General features: G+C 54.6%; 13 protein-coding genes. 7 read left to right on the top strand and 6 right to left on the bottom strand.

The window, feature by feature from the left end; all coding sequences use genetic code 11:
• Nucleotides 1-92 precede the first annotated feature (92 nt).
• A complete protein-coding gene (gene aroP / locus OGV67_RS17190; RefSeq protein WP_012134051.1) occupies nucleotides 93-1,466 on the bottom strand; it encodes an aromatic amino acid transporter AroP in 1,374 nt (457 codons plus the stop codon).
• A 539-nt stretch (nucleotides 1,467-2,005) separates the two neighbouring features.
• Between aroP and pdhR the strand changes: the two genes are divergently transcribed.
• The 4 genes from pdhR to lpdA all read left to right on the top strand — a co-directional run bounded on the left by pdhR (nucleotide 2,006) and on the right by lpdA (nucleotide 9,131).
• Entirely contained in the window at nucleotides 2,006-2,770 is a 765-nt protein-coding gene (gene pdhR / locus OGV67_RS17195) for a pyruvate dehydrogenase complex transcriptional repressor PdhR (protein WP_012134049.1), read from the top strand.
• 163 nt (nucleotides 2,771-2,933) lie between these two features.
• The gene (gene aceE / locus OGV67_RS17200) at nucleotides 2,934-5,597 is read left to right on the top strand and encodes a pyruvate dehydrogenase (acetyl-transferring), homodimeric type (protein ID WP_012134048.1); all 2,664 of its coding nucleotides are present in this window, start codon (nucleotides 2,934-2,936) and stop codon (nucleotides 5,595-5,597) included.
• 14 nt (nucleotides 5,598-5,611) lie between these two features.
• The gene (aceF, locus tag OGV67_RS17205; RefSeq protein WP_115615126.1) at nucleotides 5,612-7,504 is read left to right on the top strand and encodes a pyruvate dehydrogenase complex dihydrolipoyllysine-residue acetyltransferase; all 1,893 of its coding nucleotides are present in this window, start codon (nucleotides 5,612-5,614) and stop codon (nucleotides 7,502-7,504) included.
• Between the two features lie 202 nt (nucleotides 7,505-7,706).
• Nucleotides 7,707-9,131 (top strand): dihydrolipoyl dehydrogenase, encoded by a 1,425-nt coding sequence (gene lpdA / locus OGV67_RS17210; protein WP_047463778.1) that lies wholly within the window; start codon nucleotides 7,707-7,709, stop codon nucleotides 9,129-9,131.
• 125 nt (nucleotides 9,132-9,256) lie between these two features.
• On the opposite strand, the gene OGV67_RS17215 is transcribed toward lpdA, so the two are convergent.
• Entirely contained in the window at nucleotides 9,257-10,048 is a 792-nt protein-coding gene (locus tag OGV67_RS17215; RefSeq protein ID WP_286465796.1) for a DUF2950 family protein, read from the bottom strand.
• 12 nt (nucleotides 10,049-10,060) lie between these two features.
• Complete coding sequence (locus OGV67_RS17220) at nucleotides 10,061-11,623, bottom strand: DUF3300 domain-containing protein (protein WP_115615124.1); 1,563 nt, start codon at nucleotides 11,621-11,623, stop codon at nucleotides 10,061-10,063.
• Nucleotides 11,624-12,023: 400 nt separating this feature from the next.
• On the opposite strand from OGV67_RS17220, the gene acnB reads away from it, so the two are divergent.
• Together acnB and yacL are read left to right on the top strand one after the other, a co-directional pair.
• The gene (acnB, locus tag OGV67_RS17225; protein ID WP_047458888.1) at nucleotides 12,024-14,621 is read left to right on the top strand and encodes a bifunctional aconitate hydratase 2/2-methylisocitrate dehydratase; all 2,598 of its coding nucleotides are present in this window, start codon (nucleotides 12,024-12,026) and stop codon (nucleotides 14,619-14,621) included.
• A gap of 176 nt (nucleotides 14,622-14,797) precedes the next feature.
• Nucleotides 14,798-15,160 carry a protein YacL gene (gene yacL, locus OGV67_RS17230; protein ID WP_012134038.1) on the top strand — a complete coding sequence of 121 codons (363 nt, stop codon included), beginning with the start codon at nucleotides 14,798-14,800 and terminating at the stop codon, nucleotides 15,158-15,160.
• 33 nt (nucleotides 15,161-15,193) lie between these two features.
• Here the strand turns inward: yacL and speD are convergent, their stop codons facing one another.
• The 3 genes from speD to OGV67_RS17245 all read right to left on the bottom strand — a co-directional run bounded on the left by speD (nucleotide 15,194) and on the right by OGV67_RS17245 (nucleotide 17,336).
• The gene (gene speD / locus OGV67_RS17235; protein WP_012134037.1) at nucleotides 15,194-15,988 is read right to left on the bottom strand and encodes an adenosylmethionine decarboxylase; all 795 of its coding nucleotides are present in this window, start codon (nucleotides 15,986-15,988) and stop codon (nucleotides 15,194-15,196) included.
• A gap of 15 nt (nucleotides 15,989-16,003) precedes the next feature.
• The gene (speE, locus tag OGV67_RS17240) at nucleotides 16,004-16,870 is read right to left on the bottom strand and encodes a polyamine aminopropyltransferase (RefSeq protein ID WP_012134036.1); all 867 of its coding nucleotides are present in this window, start codon (nucleotides 16,868-16,870) and stop codon (nucleotides 16,004-16,006) included.
• A gap of 118 nt (nucleotides 16,871-16,988) precedes the next feature.
• Nucleotides 16,989-17,336, bottom strand: coding sequence for a YacC family pilotin-like protein (locus OGV67_RS17245; RefSeq protein WP_012134034.1), 348 nt, complete (start codon nucleotides 17,334-17,336; stop codon nucleotides 16,989-16,991).
• Between the two features lie 167 nt (nucleotides 17,337-17,503).
• Here OGV67_RS17245 and cueO point away from each other — a divergent pair, with 167 nt between their 5' ends.
• Complete coding sequence (cueO, locus tag OGV67_RS17250; RefSeq protein WP_115615122.1) at nucleotides 17,504-19,054, top strand: multicopper oxidase CueO; 1,551 nt, start codon at nucleotides 17,504-17,506, stop codon at nucleotides 19,052-19,054.
• Nucleotides 19,055-19,057: the final 3 nt, after the last annotated feature.

Genomic DNA, 19,057 nt, shown 5'->3' on the forward strand with positions numbered 1-19,057 from the left:
GGATAACGCCGCTGATATGGATAAAATGGCTATACAGAGGAAAATGTGAGGCAGGTTGCAACCCTCACTCTTGCGAGTGAGGGCTGTGGGGATTAATGCGCTTTAACGGTTTTTGCGGTTTTCTGTTTACACAGATAGCCAACGCCCAGAATGACAATCCACACTGGAATCAGGTAGACCGAGATGGCCATGCCTGGCGTCATCAGCATAATGACCAGCACCGCCGCCATAAACAGCAGGCAGACCCAGTTACCCAGCGGGTAGAACAGCGCCGGGAAGCGAGTTTTCACTCCCTGCTGCTGTTTGGCGCGACGGAACTTTATGTGCGCGAGGCTGATCATTGCCCAGTTGATCACCAGAGCAGAGACCACCAGCGCCATCAGCAAGCCGAATGCCGAGTCCGGCGCCATATAGTTAATCAGCACGCAGAGCGCGGTAACCAGTGCGGAAACCAGAATGGTGTTCACCGGCACGCCGCGTTTATCCACGCTTAAAAACACTTTCGGCGCGTTGCCCTGCTGAGCCAGGCCGAACAGCATACGGCTGTTGCAGTATACGCAGCTGTTATAGACGGACAGCGCCGCAGTCAGTACCACGATATTCAGCGCGTTGGCTACGAGGGTATCGCCCAGTTCGTGGAAGATCAGGACAAACGGGCTGGTATCCGCCGTTACGCGCGTCCACGGCAGCAGAGAAAGCAGCACCGCCAGCGAACCAATATAGAAAATCAAAATACGGTAGATAACCTGGTTCGTCGCTTTCGGAATGCTTTGCTCCGGGTTGTCCGCTTCCGCCGCCGTGATCCCGACCAGCTCCAGTCCGCCGAAGGAGAACATGATAATCGCCATCATCATGACCAGCCCGGTGAAGCCATGCGGCAGGAAGCCGCCCTGTTCCCACAGGTTACGCACGGTTGCCTGCGGGCCGCCGTTGCCGCTAAACAGCAGCCAGCCGCCGAAGAGGATCATCGCCACCACTGCGATAACTTTAATGATGGCAAACCAGAACTCCATCTCACCAAACACTTTCACGTTGGTCAGGTTGATGGCGTTGATGAGCACAAAGAAGGCCGCAGCGGAGACCCAGGTGGGGATTTCAGGCCACCAGAACTGAATGTATTTCCCGACCGCCGTCAGTTCCGCCATCGCAACCAGCACATACAGCACCCAATAGTTCCAGCCGGAAGCGAAGCCTGCAAATCCGCCCCAGTATTTATAGGCGAAGTGGCTGAACGAACCGGCAACCGGCTCTTCAACCACCATTTCACCTAACTGACGCATGATCAGAAAAGCGATAAAGCCCGCGATGGCATAACCCAGAATAATCCCTGGCCCTGCTGACTGGATAACGGATGCGCTGCCCAGAAACAGCCCGGTACCGATTGCGCCCCCCAGGGCGATTAGCTGGATATGGCGGTTTTTAAGACCGCGCTTTAGCTGCTCGCCATGCTGTTGACCTTCCATCATGAAACCTCGTGTGTGGTTATTTTTGAACTACGCAGTGACGCGTGTGTAAGTTTGCAATTCCATTTGTTGTATTAATATGTTTACGCTGATGAAATCTTAATTGTTACCGAAAGTCTTTCGTCGGCTAAAGAATAATGGTATGCGGGCGTTAATGCACCTGCTTTATGAAGGGACGATGACGAGTTGAATAAAAAGAAACCATTTGTAAATACCACCTCTCCCACCTCAAATTTTAGCTGATAAATATTTATTCATTATTTGTGAATATAAAAGCATTAAATAAGCGGTTGAATCGGTTCAGATAAAATTTTTCTTCGTTTCAATTACGTTAAATCTACTCCCAGGGGAGTAAATTTAACATTTGTGCATAGTTACATCTTTGAAACGTTATTTCTGTAATCTTGTTAAAATGTGCGTGGTTTACTGATTTCAATCAAAACCTGTATGGACAGAAGGTGAATACTTTGTTACTTTAGCGTCACGAACGTGAAATTGGTAAGACCAATTGACTCCGGGCAAATGGCTTAAGACAGGAAATCATGGCCTACAGCAAAATCCGCCAACCAAAACTATCCGATGTGATTGAGCAGCAGCTGGAGTTTTTAATTCTTGAGGGGACTTTGCGCCCCGGCGAAAAACTCCCACCGGAACGTGAACTGGCTAAACAGTTCGACGTCTCCCGCCCCTCTTTACGCGAGGCGATCCAACGTCTCGAAGCGAAGGGTTTGCTGCTTCGTCGCCAGGGCGGCGGAACTTTTGTGCAGAGCAGTCTGTGGCAGAGCTTTAGCGACCCACTGGTAGAACTGCTCTCCGATCATCCTGAATCCCAATTTGACCTGCTTGAGACGCGCCATGCGCTGGAAGGCATTGCCGCTTATTACGCGGCATTGCGTAGCACGGATGAAGACAAAACCCGCATTCGTGAACTCCATCATGCCATCGAGCTTGCACAACAGTCCGGCGATCTGGATGCCGAATCCGACGCGGTTCTCCAGTATCAAATCGCTGTCACCGAAGCGGCGCACAATGTGGTGCTGCTCCATCTGCTAAGGTGTATGGAGCCGATGCTGGCGCAAAACGTTCGTCAGAACTTTGAATTGCTGTATGCGCGCCGGGAGATGCTTCCGCTGGTGAGCAGTCATCGTACCCGTATTTTTGAAGCGATCATCGCCGGTAATCCGATCGATGCGCGTGAAGCGTCGCATCGTCACCTGGCGTTTATCGAAGAGATTCTCCTGGACAGAAGCCGTGAGGAAAGCCGTCGTGAACGCGCCTTACGCCGTCTGGAGCAACGAAAGAATTAGTGATTTTTCTGGCAGAACGTTAACCAGAAGATGTTGTAAATCAAGCGCAAATTATAGCGCGCGGCAACTAAACGCAGAACCTGTCTTATTGCGCTTTCTGGCGAAAGCTCAATGGGACAGGTTCCAGACAAATCAACGTATTAGATAGATAAGGAATACCCCCATGTCAGAACGTTTCCCAAATGACGTGGATCCGATCGAAACTCGCGACTGGCTACAGGCGATCGAATCGGTCATCCGTGAAGAAGGTGTTGAGCGTGCTCAGTATCTGATTGACCAGCTTCTTTCTGAAGCCCGCAAAGGCGGCGTGAAAGTAGCGGCAGGTGCAGGGGCTAGCAACTATGTAAACACTATTGCCGTTGAAGATGAACCGGAATACCCGGGCAATCTGGAACTGGAGCGTCGTATCCGTTCAGCTATCCGCTGGAACGCCATCATGACCGTACTGCGTGCGTCTAAAAAAGACCTCGAACTGGGTGGCCACATGGCTTCCTTCCAGTCTTCCGCAACTGTTTATGATGTTTGCTTCAACCACTTCTTCCGCGCACGCAATGAGCAGGATGGCGGCGACCTGGTATACTTCCAGGGCCACATCTCCCCGGGCGTGTATGCACGCGCATTCCTGGAAGGCCGTCTGACTGAAGAGCAGATGGACAACTTCCGTCAGGAAGTTCATGGCAAAGGCCTCTCTTCCTACCCGCACCCGAAACTGATGCCGGAATTCTGGCAGTTCCCGACCGTATCTATGGGTCTGGGCCCAATCGGTGCGATCTACCAGGCTAAATTCCTGAAATATCTGGAACACCGTGGTCTGAAAGACACGTCCAAACAGACCGTTTACGCTTTCCTGGGCGACGGCGAGATGGACGAGCCGGAATCCAAAGGGGCTATCACCATCGCCACCCGTGAGAAACTGGACAACCTGGTCTTCATCATCAACTGTAACCTGCAACGTCTGGACGGCCCGGTAACCGGTAACGGCAAAATCGTTAACGAACTGGAAGGCATCTTTGACGGCGCTGGCTGGAACGTGATCAAAGTGATGTGGGGCGGTCGTTGGGATGAGCTGCTGCGTAAAGACACCAGCGGTAAACTGATCCAACTGATGAACGAAACCGTTGACGGCGACTACCAGACCTTCAAATCCAAAGATGGCGCTTACGTACGTGAGCACTTCTTCGGTAAATATCCAGAAACCGCAGCCCTGGTTGCTGACTGGACTGATGAGCAGATCTGGGCACTGAACCGTGGTGGTCACGATCCGAAGAAAGTCTACGCTGCACTGAAAAAAGCGCAGGAAACCAAAGGCAAAGCAACAGTAATCCTGGCCCATACCATCAAAGGTTATGGCATGGGTGATACTGCCGAAGGTAAAAACATCGCGCACCAGGTTAAGAAAATGAACATGGACGGCGTTCGTTACGTCCGCGATCGTTTCAACGTGCCGGTATCCGATGCTGACATCGAAAAACTGCCGTACATTACCTTCCCGGAAGGTTCTGAAGAGCACACTTATCTGCACGCACAGCGTCAGAAACTGCACGGCTACCTGCCGAGCCGCCAGCCGAACTTCACTGAGAAGCTGGAACTGCCGACCCTGGAAGACTTCGGCGCGCTGCTGGAAGAGCAGAACAAAGAGATCTCCACCACTATCGCTTTCGTTCGTGCCCTGAACGTGATGCTGAAAAACAAGTCGATCAAAGATCGTCTGGTTCCGATCATCGCCGACGAAGCGCGTACTTTCGGTATGGAAGGCCTGTTCCGTCAGATCGGTATTTACAGCCCGAACGGCCAGCAGTACACCCCGCAGGACCGTGAGCAGGTTGCTTACTACAAAGAAGACGAGAAAGGTCAGATTTTGCAGGAAGGCATCAACGAGCTGGGCGCAGGTTCTTCCTGGCTGGCCGCTGCGACCTCTTACAGCACCAACAACCTGCCGATGATCCCGTTCTACATCTACTACTCCATGTTCGGGTTCCAGCGTATCGGCGACCTGTGCTGGGCAGCAGGTGACCAACAGGCGCGCGGCTTCCTGATCGGTGGTACTTCCGGTCGTACGACGCTGAACGGCGAAGGTTTGCAGCACGAAGATGGTCACAGCCACATTCAGTCTCTGACTATCCCGAACTGTATCTCTTACGATCCGTCTTACGCGTACGAAGTTGCGGTCATCATGCACGATGGTCTGGAGCGTATGTACGGTGAGAAACAAGAGAACGTTTACTACTACATCACCACGCTGAACGAAAACTACCACATGCCAGCCATGCCGGAAGGTGCTGAGGAAGGTATCCGTAAAGGTATCTACAAACTCGAAACCCTCGAAGGTAAGAAAGGTAAAGTTCAGCTGCTGGGCTCCGGTTCTATCCTGCGTCACGTTCGCGAAGCAGCAGAGATCCTGGCGAAAGATTACGGCGTAGGTTCTGACGTTTACAGCGTCACCTCCTTCACTGAACTGGCGCGTGATGGCCAGGATTGTGAGCGCTGGAACATGCTGCACCCGCTGGAAACTCCACGCGTTCCGTACATTGCCCAGGTAATGAACGACGCGCCGGCAGTGGCATCGACTGACTATATGAAACTGTTCGCCGAGCAGGTTCGTACTTATGTACCGGCTGATGATTACCGCGTACTGGGTACTGACGGTTTCGGCCGCTCTGACAGCCGTGAGAACCTGCGTCACCACTTCGAAGTGGATGCATCTTATGTGGTTGTTGCGGCTCTGGGCGAGCTGGCTAAACGTGGCGAAATCGATAAGAAAGTGGTAGCGGAAGCCATCACCAAATTCAACATCGATGCAGATAAAGTTAACCCGCGTCTGGCGTAAGAGGTAAAAGAATAATGGCTATCGAAATCAACGTACCGGACATCGGGGCTGATGAAGTTGAAATCACCGAGATCCTGGTCAAAGTGGGCGACAAAGTTGAAGCTGAACAGTCGCTGATCACCGTAGAAGGCGACAAGGCCTCTATGGAAGTTCCATCGCCGCAGGCGGGCGTCGTTAAAGAGATTAAAGTCTCTGTTGGCGACAAAACCGCGACGGGCGCACTTATCATGATTTTCGATTCCGCCGACGGTGCAGCTGACGCTGCGCCTGCTCCGGCAGAAGAGAAGAAAGAAGCCGCTCCGGCAGCCGCTCCTGCTGCTGCGGCAGCGAAAGACGTACACGTACCGGATATCGGCGGCGACGAAGTTGAAGTCACCGAGATCCTGGTCAAAGTGGGCGACACCGTTGCGGCTGAGCAGTCGCTGATCACCGTAGAAGGCGACAAAGCCTCTATGGAAGTGCCGGCGCCGTTCGCGGGTACGGTTAAAGAGATCAAAGTCAACGCTGGCGATAAAGTGTCTACCGGCTCTCTGATCATGGTCTTCGAAGTGGCGGGCGCTGCGCCTGCTGCTGCGCCCGCTCAGGCGGCAGCACCAGCAGCGGCGGCTCCGGCAGCAGCGGCTGGCGCGAAAGACGTTAACGTACCGGACATCGGCGGCGACGAAGTTGAAGTCACCGAAGTGATGGTTAAAGTCGGCGATAAAGTGGAAGCTGAACAGTCGCTGATCACCGTAGAAGGCGACAAAGCCTCTATGGAAGTGCCGGCGCCGTTCGCGGGCGTGGTTAAAGAGCTGAAAGTTAACGTTGGCGACAAAGTGTCTACCGGCTCTCTGATTATGGTCTTCGAAGTGGAAGGCGCTGCCCCTGCCGCGGCTCCGGCTGCTGCTGCTCCGGCACCTGCCGCTGCACCTGCTCAGGCCGCTAAACCGGCTGCTGCGCCTGCGGCAAAAGCGGAAGGCAAATCTGAGTTTGCTGAAAATGACGCTTACGTTCACGCGACCCCGCTGATTCGCCGCCTGGCGCGCGAGTTCGGCGTTAACCTGGCGAAAGTGAAGGGTACTGGCCGTAAAGGTCGTATCCTGCGCGAAGACGTTCAGGCTTACGTGAAAGACGCTATCAAGCGCGCTGAATCCGCGCCAGCGGGCGCAACCGGCGGTTCTCTGCCAGGTCTTCTGCCGTGGCCGAAAGTGGACTTCAGCAAGTTTGGTGAAGTGGAAGAAGTTGAACTGGGCCGCATCCAGAAAATCTCTGGTGCTAACCTGAGCCGTAACTGGGTGATGATCCCGCACGTTACGCACTTCGACAAAACGGATATCACCGATCTGGAAGCGTTCCGTAAGCAGCAGAATGCGGAAGCTGAAAAACGTAAGCTGGACGTGAAATTCACGCCAGTGGTCTTCATCATGAAAGCCGTTGCCTCTGCTCTGGAACAGATGCCGCGCTTCAACAGCTCTCTGTCTGAAGACGGTCAGCGCCTGACGTTGAAGAAGTACATCAACATTGGTGTCGCGGTCGACACGCCGAACGGTCTGGTTGTTCCGGTGTTCAAAGATGTGAACAAGAAGAGCATTACTGAGCTGTCCCGTGAACTGACGACCATCTCTAAGAAAGCGCGTGATGGTAAGCTGACCGCTGGCGAAATGCAGGGCGGTTGCTTTACTATCTCCAGCATCGGCGGCCTGGGCACCACCCACTTCGCGCCGATTGTGAACGCGCCGGAAGTGGCTATCCTCGGCGTTTCTAAGTCCGCAATGGAACCGGTGTGGAATGGTAAAGAGTTTACTCCGCGTCTGATGATGCCGATTTCTCTCTCCTTCGACCACCGCGTGATTGACGGTGCTGATGGTGCTCGCTTTATCACCATCATCAACAACACGCTGTCTGACATTCGCCGTCTGGTGATGTAAGCAAGCAAAAAAGTCGGCCTGACGGCCGGCTTTTTTCTGGTAATCTCATGAAGTGAGTGAGGTTATCGTGCGAAAGACAAATCGGTTGCCGTTTGTTGTTTCAAAATTGTTAACAATTTTGTAAAATACGGGCGGATAGAACGACCCGGTGGATGATGGGCGACAAGACCAGGGATCGCCGGGAATAAATTAAGAGGTCATGATGAGTACTGAAATCAAAACTCAGGTCGTGGTACTTGGGGCAGGCCCGGCAGGTTACTCTGCTGCCTTCCGTTGCGCTGATTTAGGTCTGGAAACCGTAATCGTAGAACGTTACAACACCCTCGGCGGTGTTTGTCTGAACGTCGGCTGTATCCCTTCTAAAGCTCTTCTGCACGTAGCAAAAGTTATCGAAGAAGCCAAAGCACTGGCTGAACACGGTATCGTTTTTGGCGAGCCGAAAACCGATATCGACAAAATTCGTACCTGGAAAGAGAAAGTTATCACTCAGCTGACCGGCGGTCTGGCTGGTATGGCGAAAGGCCGTAAAGTGAAAGTGGTAAACGGTCTGGGTAAATTCACCGGGGCCAACACCCTGGAAGTGGAAGGCGAGAACGGCAAAACCGTGATCAACTTCGACAACGCGATTATTGCAGCAGGTTCCCGTCCGATCCAACTGCCGTTTATTCCGCACGAAGATCCGCGCGTCTGGGACTCCACCGACGCACTGGAACTGAAATCCGTACCGAAACGTCTGCTGGTTATGGGCGGCGGTATCATCGGTCTGGAAATGGGTACGGTGTACCATGCGCTGGGTTCAGAGATCGACGTGGTTGAAATGTTCGACCAGGTTATCCCGGCGGCTGACAAAGACATCGTTAAAGTCTTCACCAAACGCATCGGCAAGAAATTCAACCTGATGCTGGAAACCAAAGTGACTGCCGTTGAAGCGAAAGAAGACGGTATTTACGTTTCCATGGAAGGCAAAAAAGCACCAGCAGAAGCACAGCGTTACGATGCGGTGCTGGTGGCTATCGGCCGTGTGCCGAACGGTAAAAACCTCGATGCTGGCAAGGCTGGCGTAGAAGTTGACGACCGTGGCTTCATCCGCGTAGACAAACAGCTGCGCACTAACGTACCGCACATCTTTGCTATCGGCGATATCGTCGGTCAGCCGATGCTGGCGCACAAAGGTGTTCACGAAGGTCACGTTGCCGCTGAAGTTATCGCCGGTAAGAAACACTACTTCGATCCGAAAGTTATTCCGTCCATCGCCTACACTGAGCCAGAAGTTGCATGGGTAGGTCTGACGGAGAAAGAAGCGAAAGAGAAAGGCATCAGCTACGAAACCGCCACCTTCCCGTGGGCAGCGTCTGGCCGTGCTATCGCTTCTGACTGCGCAGACGGTATGACCAAGCTGATTTTCGACAAAGAGTCTCACCGTGTTATCGGTGGCGCGATTGTCGGCACCAACGGCGGCGAGCTGCTGGGCGAAATCGGTCTGGCGATCGAGATGGGCTGTGATGCTGAAGACATCGCGCTGACTATCCACGCTCACCCGACTCTGCACGAGTCCGTTGGCCTGGCAGCCGAAGTGTTCGAAGGCAGCATCACTGACCTGCCGAACCCGAAAGCGAAGAAGAAATAATCTTCTGAGTGGATAAAGAAAAAGCGGCTTAGCGGCCGCTTTTTTATTGGGGTAAATCCTGACCCGGGTTTTACCGGATGGCGGCATCAACGCTTTATCCGGCCTGTAATCTTTGATAACCGCTTTTACTCAACGGTCTGCCAGTGGGCATCGGCATTGAATTTATTGATTGTCGCGACGTTCTTCTCCGTCTCTTTTCCCAGGTTCGCCTGATACACCTTATCGTCCTGATTCACCATAAAGCTCATGACGCCCGTCTTCCCCCAAATTACCGGCCAGGCCAGCAGGGCGAAACCGTTCTCTGTGCTATCGGGAATAATGCGGAAATGGTAGCCGTGATAACCCTCACCGGGTGCCGAAGGACTGAATGCCGGGCCTAACGGGCTGGGCATCTCGCCGGGTTGTGCCGGCCAGTACAGTCCATCCTGCTGACCTTTGCTACTGATGAGTTTTGTCGCGAACCTCTGTTTGCGTTGCCAGTAATCGTATTGGGCATCCACATAGGCGCGCATCGCTTCTATCGCCGACAGTTCATTGCGGCCGATGGCGCGGGTGAGGATCTCGTCCTGAGCGGCCGCCATATCAAAATGCCAGCCATCAGCATCTTTCATCATCGGTACAGGCAGTTGCCACTCGTCGCGCCCGACGTTCAGGTGCGCGGTATCGCCTTGCTGCACGATACGGTGGTTGATTTTCCAGTCGCGGTTAAAGCGAGCAACGGCTTCGGGATCGGCGCCTTCCTGCGGCAGAAACTGTCGCCAGTTATCGCCCAATAGCGCCGTCAACTGCGCCTCGTTTTGCGTGGCGACTGCGGTCGCGAACGCCGTTGCCGCGTCATCAGGCGAAGGGAAACGTTGTTGCGCGTAGCTCAATAACGGCAACGACAGCAGCAGGGTGCTTAACAGGATTTTTTTCATCATCGACTCCGGTTAACGACGGCGAAATTCATGGCGCTCGGAAAGGTGTTCACGCGCAGCGGCACGCTGTTCAGTATTGAGATTGCCGACGTGACGACTCTGCTGGCCGCGCTGCTGCTGAGATTGCCAGGAGGGCGAACGGCTGTCGTTACCGCTGAACACATTGGCATGGTTCTGCCGGAAGGTCTGACGCTGCTGCGGCGTGGCGGATGCGACGCGCTGGTGAACGGTCTCCCGTTGCTGCTGTGACAGTGAATGTGACTGAACCGACTCCCTGTGAACGCTGTCTTGCCGGGTGTCGTAGCCGCGATAGTTATTCCGCTGGGCAATCTGGTTTAGCTGCTGCGAGGCCGCTTTGCGCTGAGCATCGCGGGACGTCGCGCCAGGTGGTTGGGTTCGCGTGGCGGGAGACGCGTGGCTATGCTGCTGGAATTGCGCCATCGCCGCCTGACGCTGGCCGTCGCGGGAGGCTGGCGTCTGTTGAGTAGCGCTTAACCCGCCGCTGACATCGGTTTGATGAAAACGTTGGGACACCGCGTTGTTCTGATAGGGCACGCCGTTGCGATACGCCGGGTTGTGCTGCCAGGCCATTGTCTGCCCTTTGAGATTTTGCCCGGTAATGTGATTGAAGTTATTCACATTGATATTGATGTTATCCCCGTTGTGCTGGTAGCCATTGCCGCCGTGATGGTCGTTATCATCGTGGTGGTGATGGTCATCGTCGTGGTGATGATGATCGTCGTCCCAGTCGATGCTGCTGAACAACGCGTAGGTGGTGGCGACGCCGAGGCTATAACCAAAGCCTTTCACGAAACTGTCGGCGAATTGCTGTCCGGGAGGCGGCGGCAGATACACGGGCGGGTAAGCGGTGTTCGGCCAGGCGCCGTAAACGGTCGCGGGATTATAGTTGGGAACATAGACGACCTGTGGATCGGCGGGCTCAATTTTGATCACCGTCGGCGTCGTGCTCTGTACGTTAGCGGCGGCGGTCGCCTGCGTAGCTGCGGCGCTCTGCTTCGGCGTGCTGCTGACCGTTTGCTGCGGCGTGGATTTCAGCGAGCCGGTTTGCTGCGCCAGTAAACGCAACCGTTGCACCGCGTCCATGACGTCCTGCGGCTGGGCCAGAAAAGCGTCGCCAAGGTTTTGCACCCACGTTGGGTTTTCGCCCATCAGCGCCATCAACTGGGGAAACGCCACCAGTGATTTCACGCTCGGGTCCCAGGGCTGACCGGAGACGGCCTGTATTGCCGCATCGCCTTGCAGGGTTGGGTTGTCATGCGACCACTGTACTGCCTGAACCACGTTCGCCGGATAGGTGGCGGCCATCAGCACCTGAGAAAGCAGCGAGTCAGGGTAGAGCGCTATCGGGGCGACCCATTGATCGATTTGCGCTGCGGTAAACGCGGCTTTTGCTTCAGGTTCCGCGGCGGCGGTCGGCTGCGGCTGCACAGCAACGGGAGCGGGTTGAAGCGGGGCTTCGGGCGTGCGGCTTTTTACATACAACACACCCGAAGCGGCAAATAACCCTGCGCTGCATACCAGCGCAATTACATGGGGCTTAAAGGGCAACGTCATTTTATCTCTCCCGATTCCTGAAGAATCGTCATGGTCATTATGCCTGCCGCCAGCGGGTGCGGTGTTGCGTGAGTATAGGGCGGCGAGAGTTTAATTTTTGACTAATATTGGGATCGCTACCGTCATGTGATGATTAGCGTTCGAAATAATGTGAGCAAACGTTGCAGGGGAAAATGTCTCTTTCCTGAAAAGGCGAAGGGCAATAGACCATGCGTAACGATTCAGCCACTTTTTTATGTTGCTTTTTTGTAAACAGATTAACACCCCACTAAAATCCTGCTATTCTGCCCGTTGCGGTATCGGGCATTTACCCTACAAACTGCTGTCTCACAGGAGCGTGAAGAGAATCGCCCATATACAAAAGCGCCGCACTATGACAATGAGAGCGAGGAGAACCGTCGTGCTAGAAGAATACCGTAAGCACGTAGCTGAGCGTGCCGCCCTTGGGATTGTGCCCAAACCCTTAGATGCAACCCAAATGGCCGCACTTGTCGAGCTGCTGAAGACCCCGCCTGTGGGCGAAGAAGAATTCCTGTTAGACCTGTTAATCAACCGTGTTCCCCCTGGCGTCGATGAAGCCGCCTATGTAAAAGCGGGCTTTCTCGCTGCCGTCGCGAAAGGCGACACCACCTCCCCGCTGGTTACTCCAGAAAAAGCCATTGAACTGCTGGGCACCATGCAGGGTGGTTACAACATTCATCCGCTGATCGACGCGCTGGACGATGCCAAACTGGCGCCGATTGCCGCCAAAGCGCTGTCCCATACCCTGCTGATGTTCGACAACTTCTACGATGTAGAAGAAAAAGCCAAAGCGGGCAACGAATACGCGAAGCAGGTGATGCAGTCCTGGGCCGATGCCGAATGGTTCCTGAACCGTCCTGCTCTGGCTGAAAAAATCACCGTTACCGTCTTTAAAGTGACCGGTGAAACCAACACCGACGACCTTTCTCCGGCGCCAGATGCCTGGTCCCGCCCGGACATTCCGCTGCACGCGCTGGCGATGCTGAAAAACGCCCGTGAAGGTATTGAGCCGGATCAGCCTGGTGTGGTGGGGCCGATCAAACAGATCGAAGCGTTGCAGCAAAAAGGCTATCCGTTAGCCTACGTGGGCGACGTTGTCGGCACCGGTTCTTCGCGTAAATCCGCTACCAACTCCGTGTTGTGGTTCATGGGCGATGACATCCCGAATGTGCCGAACAAACGCGGCGGCGGTCTGTGTCTTGGCGGCAAAATTGCGCCTATCTTCTTTAACACGATGGAAGATGCGGGCGCGCTGCCCATTGAAGTGGACGTGAATAACCTGAATATGGGCGATGTGATTGACGTTTACCCGTACAAAGGTGAAGTCCGCCATCACGAAACCGGCGAACTGCTGGCGAGCTTTGAACTGAAAACCGACGTGCTGATCGACGAAGTGCGCGCGGGCGGTCGTATTCCGTTGATCATCGGTCGCGGCCTGACCACCAAAGCGCGTGAAGCGCTGGGTCTGCCGCACAGCGATGTGTTCCGTCAGGCGAAAGACGTGGCGGAAAGCGCTCGCGGCTACTCGCTGGCGCAGAAGATGGTGGGCCGCGCCTGCGGCGTTGCCGGTATCCGTCCGGGCGCTTACTGCGAACCGAAAATGACCTCCGTAGGCTCTCAGGATACCACTGGCCCAATGACCCGTGACGAACTGAAAGACCTGGCGTGCCTGGGCTTCTCGTCTGACCTGGTGATGCAGTCTTTCTGCCATACCGCAGCGTATCCGAAACCGGTTGACGTAACTACGCACCACACGCTGCCGGATTTCATCATGAACCGTGGCGGCGTCTCTCTGCGTCCGGGCGATGGCGTAATCCACTCCTGGCTGAACCGTATGCTGCTGCCGGATACCGTTGGTACCGGCGGCGACTCCCATACCCGTTTCCCGATTGGCATCTCCTTCCCGGCGGGTTCTGGCCTGGTGGCGTTTGCGGCGGCGACCGGCGTCATGCCGCTGGATATGCCGGAATCAGTGCTGGTGCGCTTCAAAGGCAAAATGCAGCCGGGTATCACCCTGCGCGATCTGGTACACGCGATCCCGCTGTACGCGATCAAACAGGGTCTGCTGACCGTTGAGAAGAAAGGTAAGAAAAACATCTTCTCTGGCCGCATTCTGGAAATCGAAGGGTTGCCGGACCTGAAAGTCGAACAGGCGTTTGAGCTGACCGATGCCTCTGCGGAGCGTTCTGCGGCAGGCTGTACCATTAAGCTCAACAAAGAGCCGATCATCGAGTACCTGAACTCCAACATCGTTCTGCTGAAGTGGATGATCGCGGAAGGTTACGGCGATCGCCGCACCCTGGAGCGCCGTATTCAGGGCATGGAAAAATGGCTGGCGGACCCGCAGTTGCTGGAAGCGGACGCGGATGCCGATTATGCGGCGGTGATCGAGATCGATCTGGCCGATATCAAAGAGCCGATCCTCTGCGCGCCGAACGATCCTGACGATGCGCGTCTGCTGTCTGATGTGCAGGGCGAGAAGATTGACGAAGTCTTTATCGGTTCCTGTATGACCAACATCGGTCACTTCCGTGCGGCAGGTAAACTGCTGGATGCGCACAAAGGCCAGTTGCCGACCCGCCTGTGGGTGGCGCCGCCAACCCGTATGGATGCCGCGCAGTTGACCGAAGAGGGCTACTATAGCGTCTTTGGTAAGAGCGGCGCGCGGATTGAAATTCCAGGCTGTTCACTGTGCATGGGGAACCAGGCGCGTGTGGCTGACGGGGCGACGGTTGTTTCTACCTCAACCCGTAACTTCCCGAACCGTCTGGGAACCGGGGCGAACGTCTATCTGGCTTCTGCGGAACTGGCGGCGGTTGCGGCGCTGATCGGCAAACTGCCGACGCCGGAAGAGTACCAGACCTACGTTGCGCAGGTGGATAAAACCGCCGTGGATACCTACCGTTATCTGAACTTCGATCAGCTTTCCCAGTACACCGAGAAAGCCGACGGCGTGATTTTCCAGACCGCGGTGTAACGGCTCCGACCTGTTCTGCGTAAAAACGCATCAATGCCCGGTGAACCTTGCGTCACCGGGCATTTTTATTTCTATTCCTTCCGCCCGTTCCGCTTTTTTTCTTCCGTTGTGCTGCGATAATTACAGCATGGGCGCAATGCGGTAATGGCGCATTGCCGGGAGCAGAGGAACACATTATGGATTACGAATTTCTGCGCGATATTACCGGAGTGGTAAAAGTGCGAATGTCCATGGGCCACGAGGTGGTGGGGCACTGGTTTAACGAAGAAGTGAAAGAGAACCTGGCCTTGCTTGATGAAGTGGAACAAGCGGCGCGTGCGCTAAAGGGCAGTGAGCGTTCCTGGCAACGGGCGGGACATGAATATACGCTCTGGATGGATGGCGAAGAGGTGATGGTTCGCGCTAATCAGCTGGAGTTTACCGGCGACGAAATGGAAGAGGGGATGAACTACTACGACGAAGAGAGCTTATCGCTCTGCGGCGTGGAGGACTTTCTTCAGGTTGTTGCGGCTTACCGTCATTTCATTCAACAACGCTAAATACGGTGGAGCCTCCGTGCTCCGCCGTTACGCTTATACCGCAGGGATATTGCGGCCGTAGTAAATCTCGCGCATCTCTTTCCACAGCGCAGCGGTAATCTCTTTGCGCTCGGTTTCCGTCAGATCTTCCGGTTTAGTGTGGAACATGTAGTGCTTAAGATCGAACTCTTTAAGCAGCATCTTGGTATGGAAGATATTTTCCTGATACACGTTCACATCCACCATGTCATACAGCGACTTCATGTCGTCGGACATAAAGTTCTGAATGGAGTTAATCTCATGATCGATAAAGTGTTTCATGCCGTTGACGTCGCGGGTAAACCCACGCACGCGGTAGTCGATGGTGACGATATCGGACTCTAACTGGTGGATCAGGTAATTCAGCGCCTTCAGCGGGGAAATCACGCCGCAGGTCGAAACTTCAATGTCGGCGCGGAAGGTGCACAATCCGCCTTCCGGGTGGCTTTCCGGGTAGGTATGCACGCAGATATGGCTCTTATCCAGATGGGCGACGACGGCCTCGGGCAGCGGGCCGGGATGCTCTGTTTTGTCGATAAGCTGCGGGTCGACCGGCTCTTCGCTTACCAGAATAGTGACGCTGGCGCCCTGGGGTTCATAATCCTGGCGGGCGATATTCAGGATATTCGCGCCGATGATGGAGCACGTCTCTGACAGAATTTCCGTCAGGCGATTGGCGTTATAGAGTTCATCGATATAGGCAATGTAACCATCGCGCTCTTCTGCGGTTTTGGCGTAGCAGATATCGTAAATACAAAAACTCAGACTTTTGGTCAGATTATTAAAGCCATGCAGTTTCAGTTTTTTCAATTTCTTATCTTCTCCTTAGGACGACGGTGTTGCGAGCGCGTCTTGCAAATACTGAGGTAAGGCAAAAGCTGCCGTGTGAACAGACGGATTGTAGTAACGGCATTTCAGGCCGGAGGTATGGAAACGCGCCTGAATAATCTCGGTCGACAGGTGGCGCAGCGCGTCATTGTCCGTCGCCCACGCGAAGGTCATAATGCCGCCGTAGTAGGTCGGAATGGCTGCCTGGTAGAAGCTGACATCGCCAAAGTAATGGCTGAGCTTGCGGTGGCTGTCAATGGCTTCATCCTGTTGCAGGAAGCAGACGCCGTTCTGTGCGACAAAGATCCCGCCAGGATTCAGACAGCGCTTGCAACCTTCATAGAAGGTTGAGGTGAACAGACTCTCGCCGGGGCCGATCGGATCGGTACAGTCGGAGATGATCACATCAAAGGTCTGGCTGGTCTGATTCACGAAGTTAACGCCATCGTCGATCACCAGATTAAAACGCGGATCGTCATAGCTGCCTGCGTTGTGATTCGGCAGATATTGACGGCAGAAAGAGACCACGCCAGCGTCGATTTCCACCATCGTGATCGTTTCGACATTTTTATGCCGTGTCACTTCACGCAGCATTGCGCCGTCGCCGCCGCCGATGATCAGCACATGTTTCGCGTGGCCGTGCGCCAGCAGCGGAACGTGGGTCATCATCTCGTGATAGATAAACTCATCGCGCTCGGTGGTTTGCACCACGCCGTCCAGCGCCATTACGCGGCCAAACGCGGCGTTCTCGAAAATAATCAGATCCTGGTGATCGGTTTTCTCGTGATACAGCACGTTGTCCACGGCAAAGTACTGACCAAACTGGTCGTGTAGCGTTTCATGCCACTTCGTATTTTCGGCCATTGGCTGATACCTCCATTGTTAACACCCGTAAAAAATGGGCGCAACATAATAGCTAACAATGACCGATGATGCACGGTCATTATTTCAGCAATAAGGTATCCGTTGGGTATAACGCGAGTTATTTTACGTAGGCCAGCAAACTCAGGGAATCGCGCGCCAGCGCTTTGCATTTTTTGGCGACGGGAATACCGATGCCGCTCAGATCGCGGTAGCTGTCTTCACCGAGGGATTTCATGTCGAAGGAGTCGTAATTGCTGAGGTCCCACTGGTTTTGCTGGGCAAAAAAGACCAGTGCGCGACGAATCTGACCGTTCGGTAGATTCTGGTAGCCGCAGTCATTTTTCAGAAAGACGAACACCGCCGTTAAATCTGCCATATCTTCGGCTTCGGATTCACTGAGCGCATAGCTGTTTGCGCATACGGCCATCAGGCTGCCGAACAACACTGTTCTGAAAAACGTCTTCATTGCTTCTACCACTGCATCACGGAAATTAAACGTTAGCACACTGCGGGCGAGGCGACGACATTTATTATTGTATCCGACGGGCGTCTGTGACTTGACCTTCCCGTAAGGTGAGGGTCTATGCTCAAAGGTCAGACTGCGTCCCGCCGGTTGAAAATAAGGAAGTGATTATGCAACGTCGTGATTTCTTAAAATATTCTGTGGCGCTTGGGGTCGTATCGGCACTGCCGTTGTGGAGCCGCGCCGTGTTTGCTGCGGAACGTCCCGCGTTACCCATTCCCGATCTTTTAACCGCCGACGCGCGCAATCACATTTCGCTGATTGTCAAAGCCGGACAGTCGACCTTCGCGGGTAAAACGGCAACGACCTGGGGCTACAACGGCACGCTACTCGGGCCGGCGCTTAAGCTGCGCAAAGGTCAGCGTATTACCGTGGATATTCATAACCAGCTTGCCGAGGAGACAACGCTGCACTGGCATGGGCTGGAAGTTCCCGGCGAGGTGGACGGCGGCCCGCAGGGGGTGATTGCGGCGGGCGGCAAGCGCTCCGTCACCTTCACGCCTGAACAGCGTGCGGCAACCTGCTGGTTCCACCCTCATCAGCATGGGAAAACCGGTCGTCAGGTGGCGATGGGACTGGCGGGCCTGGTACTGATTGAAGATGAAGACATTGGCAAACTGCTCCTGCCGAAACAGTGGGGGATAGACGATGTGCCGGTGATTATTCAGGACAAACAGTTTTCCCCTGACGGACAAATCAATTATCAGCTGGATATGATGACCGCCGCCGTTGGGTGGTTTGGCGACACGCTGCTGACCAACGGGGCGATTTATCCGCAACATGCTGCGCCAAAAGGCTGGCTGCGTCTGCGCCTGCTGAATGGCTGCAACGCGCGTTCATTGAACATCGCCACCAGCGACAACCGCCCGCTGTATGTTATCGCCAGCGATGGCGGCTTGCTGGCGGAGCCGGTGAAGGTAAACGCACTGCCCATGTTAATGGGGGAGCGTTTCGAAGTGCTTATCGACATCAGCGACGGCAAAGCGTTTGAGTTGATGACGCTGCCCGTCAGCCAGATGGGGATGACGATCGCGCCGTTTGATAAACCGCACCCGGTTATGCATATTCAGCCGCTGGCGGTCACGGCCTCCGGCACTTTGCCGGATACGCTGACCACGATGCCTGCATTGCCTTCTCTTGATGGCCTGACGCAGCGAAAACTGCAACTGTCGATGGACCCGATGCTCGACATGATGGGTATGCAGATGCTGATGCAAAAGTATGGCGATCGGGCGATGGCGGGAATGGATCATGGGCAGATGATGGGGCATATGAATCACGGTAGTGGTGGACATATGAACCACGGCGGGAAGTTCGATTTCCACAATGCCAATAAGATCAACGGCCAGGCGTTTGATATGACGACACCGATGTTTGCCGCCGCCAAAGGGCAGTATGAGCGTTGGGTTATTTCCGGCGAAGGCGACATGATGCTGCATCCGTTCCATATTCATGGTACGCAGTTCCGCATCCTGTCGGAAAACGGCAGCGCTCCGGCGGCGCATCGCGCAGGCTGGAAGGATACGGTGCGGGTTGAAGGCGGGATCAGCGAGGTGCTGGTGAAGTTTGATCACGAGGCATCGCAAGAACATGCTTACATGGCGCACTGCCATCTGCTGGAGCATGAAGATACAGGCATGATGCTTGGCTTTACGGTATAAACA

Source organism: Citrobacter sp. CK188, from assembly GCF_030333525.1.
GTDB classification, from domain to species: domain Bacteria; phylum Pseudomonadota; class Gammaproteobacteria; order Enterobacterales; family Enterobacteriaceae; genus Citrobacter_B; species Citrobacter_B koseri.

What these genes read in the sequence shown, in the direction of transcription:
- aroP (WP_012134051.1), bottom strand. Translation starts at nt 1,466, where the DNA reads ATGATGGAAGGTCAACAGCATGGCGAGCAGCTAAAGCGCGGTCTTAAA.
- pdhR (WP_012134049.1), top strand. Translation starts at nt 2,006, where the DNA reads ATGGCCTACAGCAAAATCCGCCAACCAAAACTATCCGATGTGATTGAG.
- aceE (WP_012134048.1), top strand. Translation starts at nt 2,934, where the DNA reads ATGTCAGAACGTTTCCCAAATGACGTGGATCCGATCGAAACTCGCGAC.
- aceF (WP_115615126.1), top strand. Translation starts at nt 5,612, where the DNA reads ATGGCTATCGAAATCAACGTACCGGACATCGGGGCTGATGAAGTTGAA.
- lpdA (WP_047463778.1), top strand. Translation starts at nt 7,707, where the DNA reads ATGAGTACTGAAATCAAAACTCAGGTCGTGGTACTTGGGGCAGGCCCG.
- OGV67_RS17215 (WP_286465796.1), bottom strand. Translation starts at nt 10,048, where the DNA reads ATGAAAAAAATCCTGTTAAGCACCCTGCTGCTGTCGTTGCCGTTATTG.
- OGV67_RS17220 (WP_115615124.1), bottom strand. Translation starts at nt 11,623, where the DNA reads ATGACGTTGCCCTTTAAGCCCCATGTAATTGCGCTGGTATGCAGCGCA.
- yacL (WP_012134038.1), top strand. Translation starts at nt 14,798, where the DNA reads ATGGATTACGAATTTCTGCGCGATATTACCGGAGTGGTAAAAGTGCGA.
- speE (WP_012134036.1), bottom strand. Translation starts at nt 16,870, where the DNA reads ATGGCCGAAAATACGAAGTGGCATGAAACGCTACACGACCAGTTTGGT.
- OGV67_RS17245 (WP_012134034.1), bottom strand. Translation starts at nt 17,336, where the DNA reads ATGAAGACGTTTTTCAGAACAGTGTTGTTCGGCAGCCTGATGGCCGTA.
- cueO (WP_115615122.1), top strand. Translation starts at nt 17,504, where the DNA reads ATGCAACGTCGTGATTTCTTAAAATATTCTGTGGCGCTTGGGGTCGTA.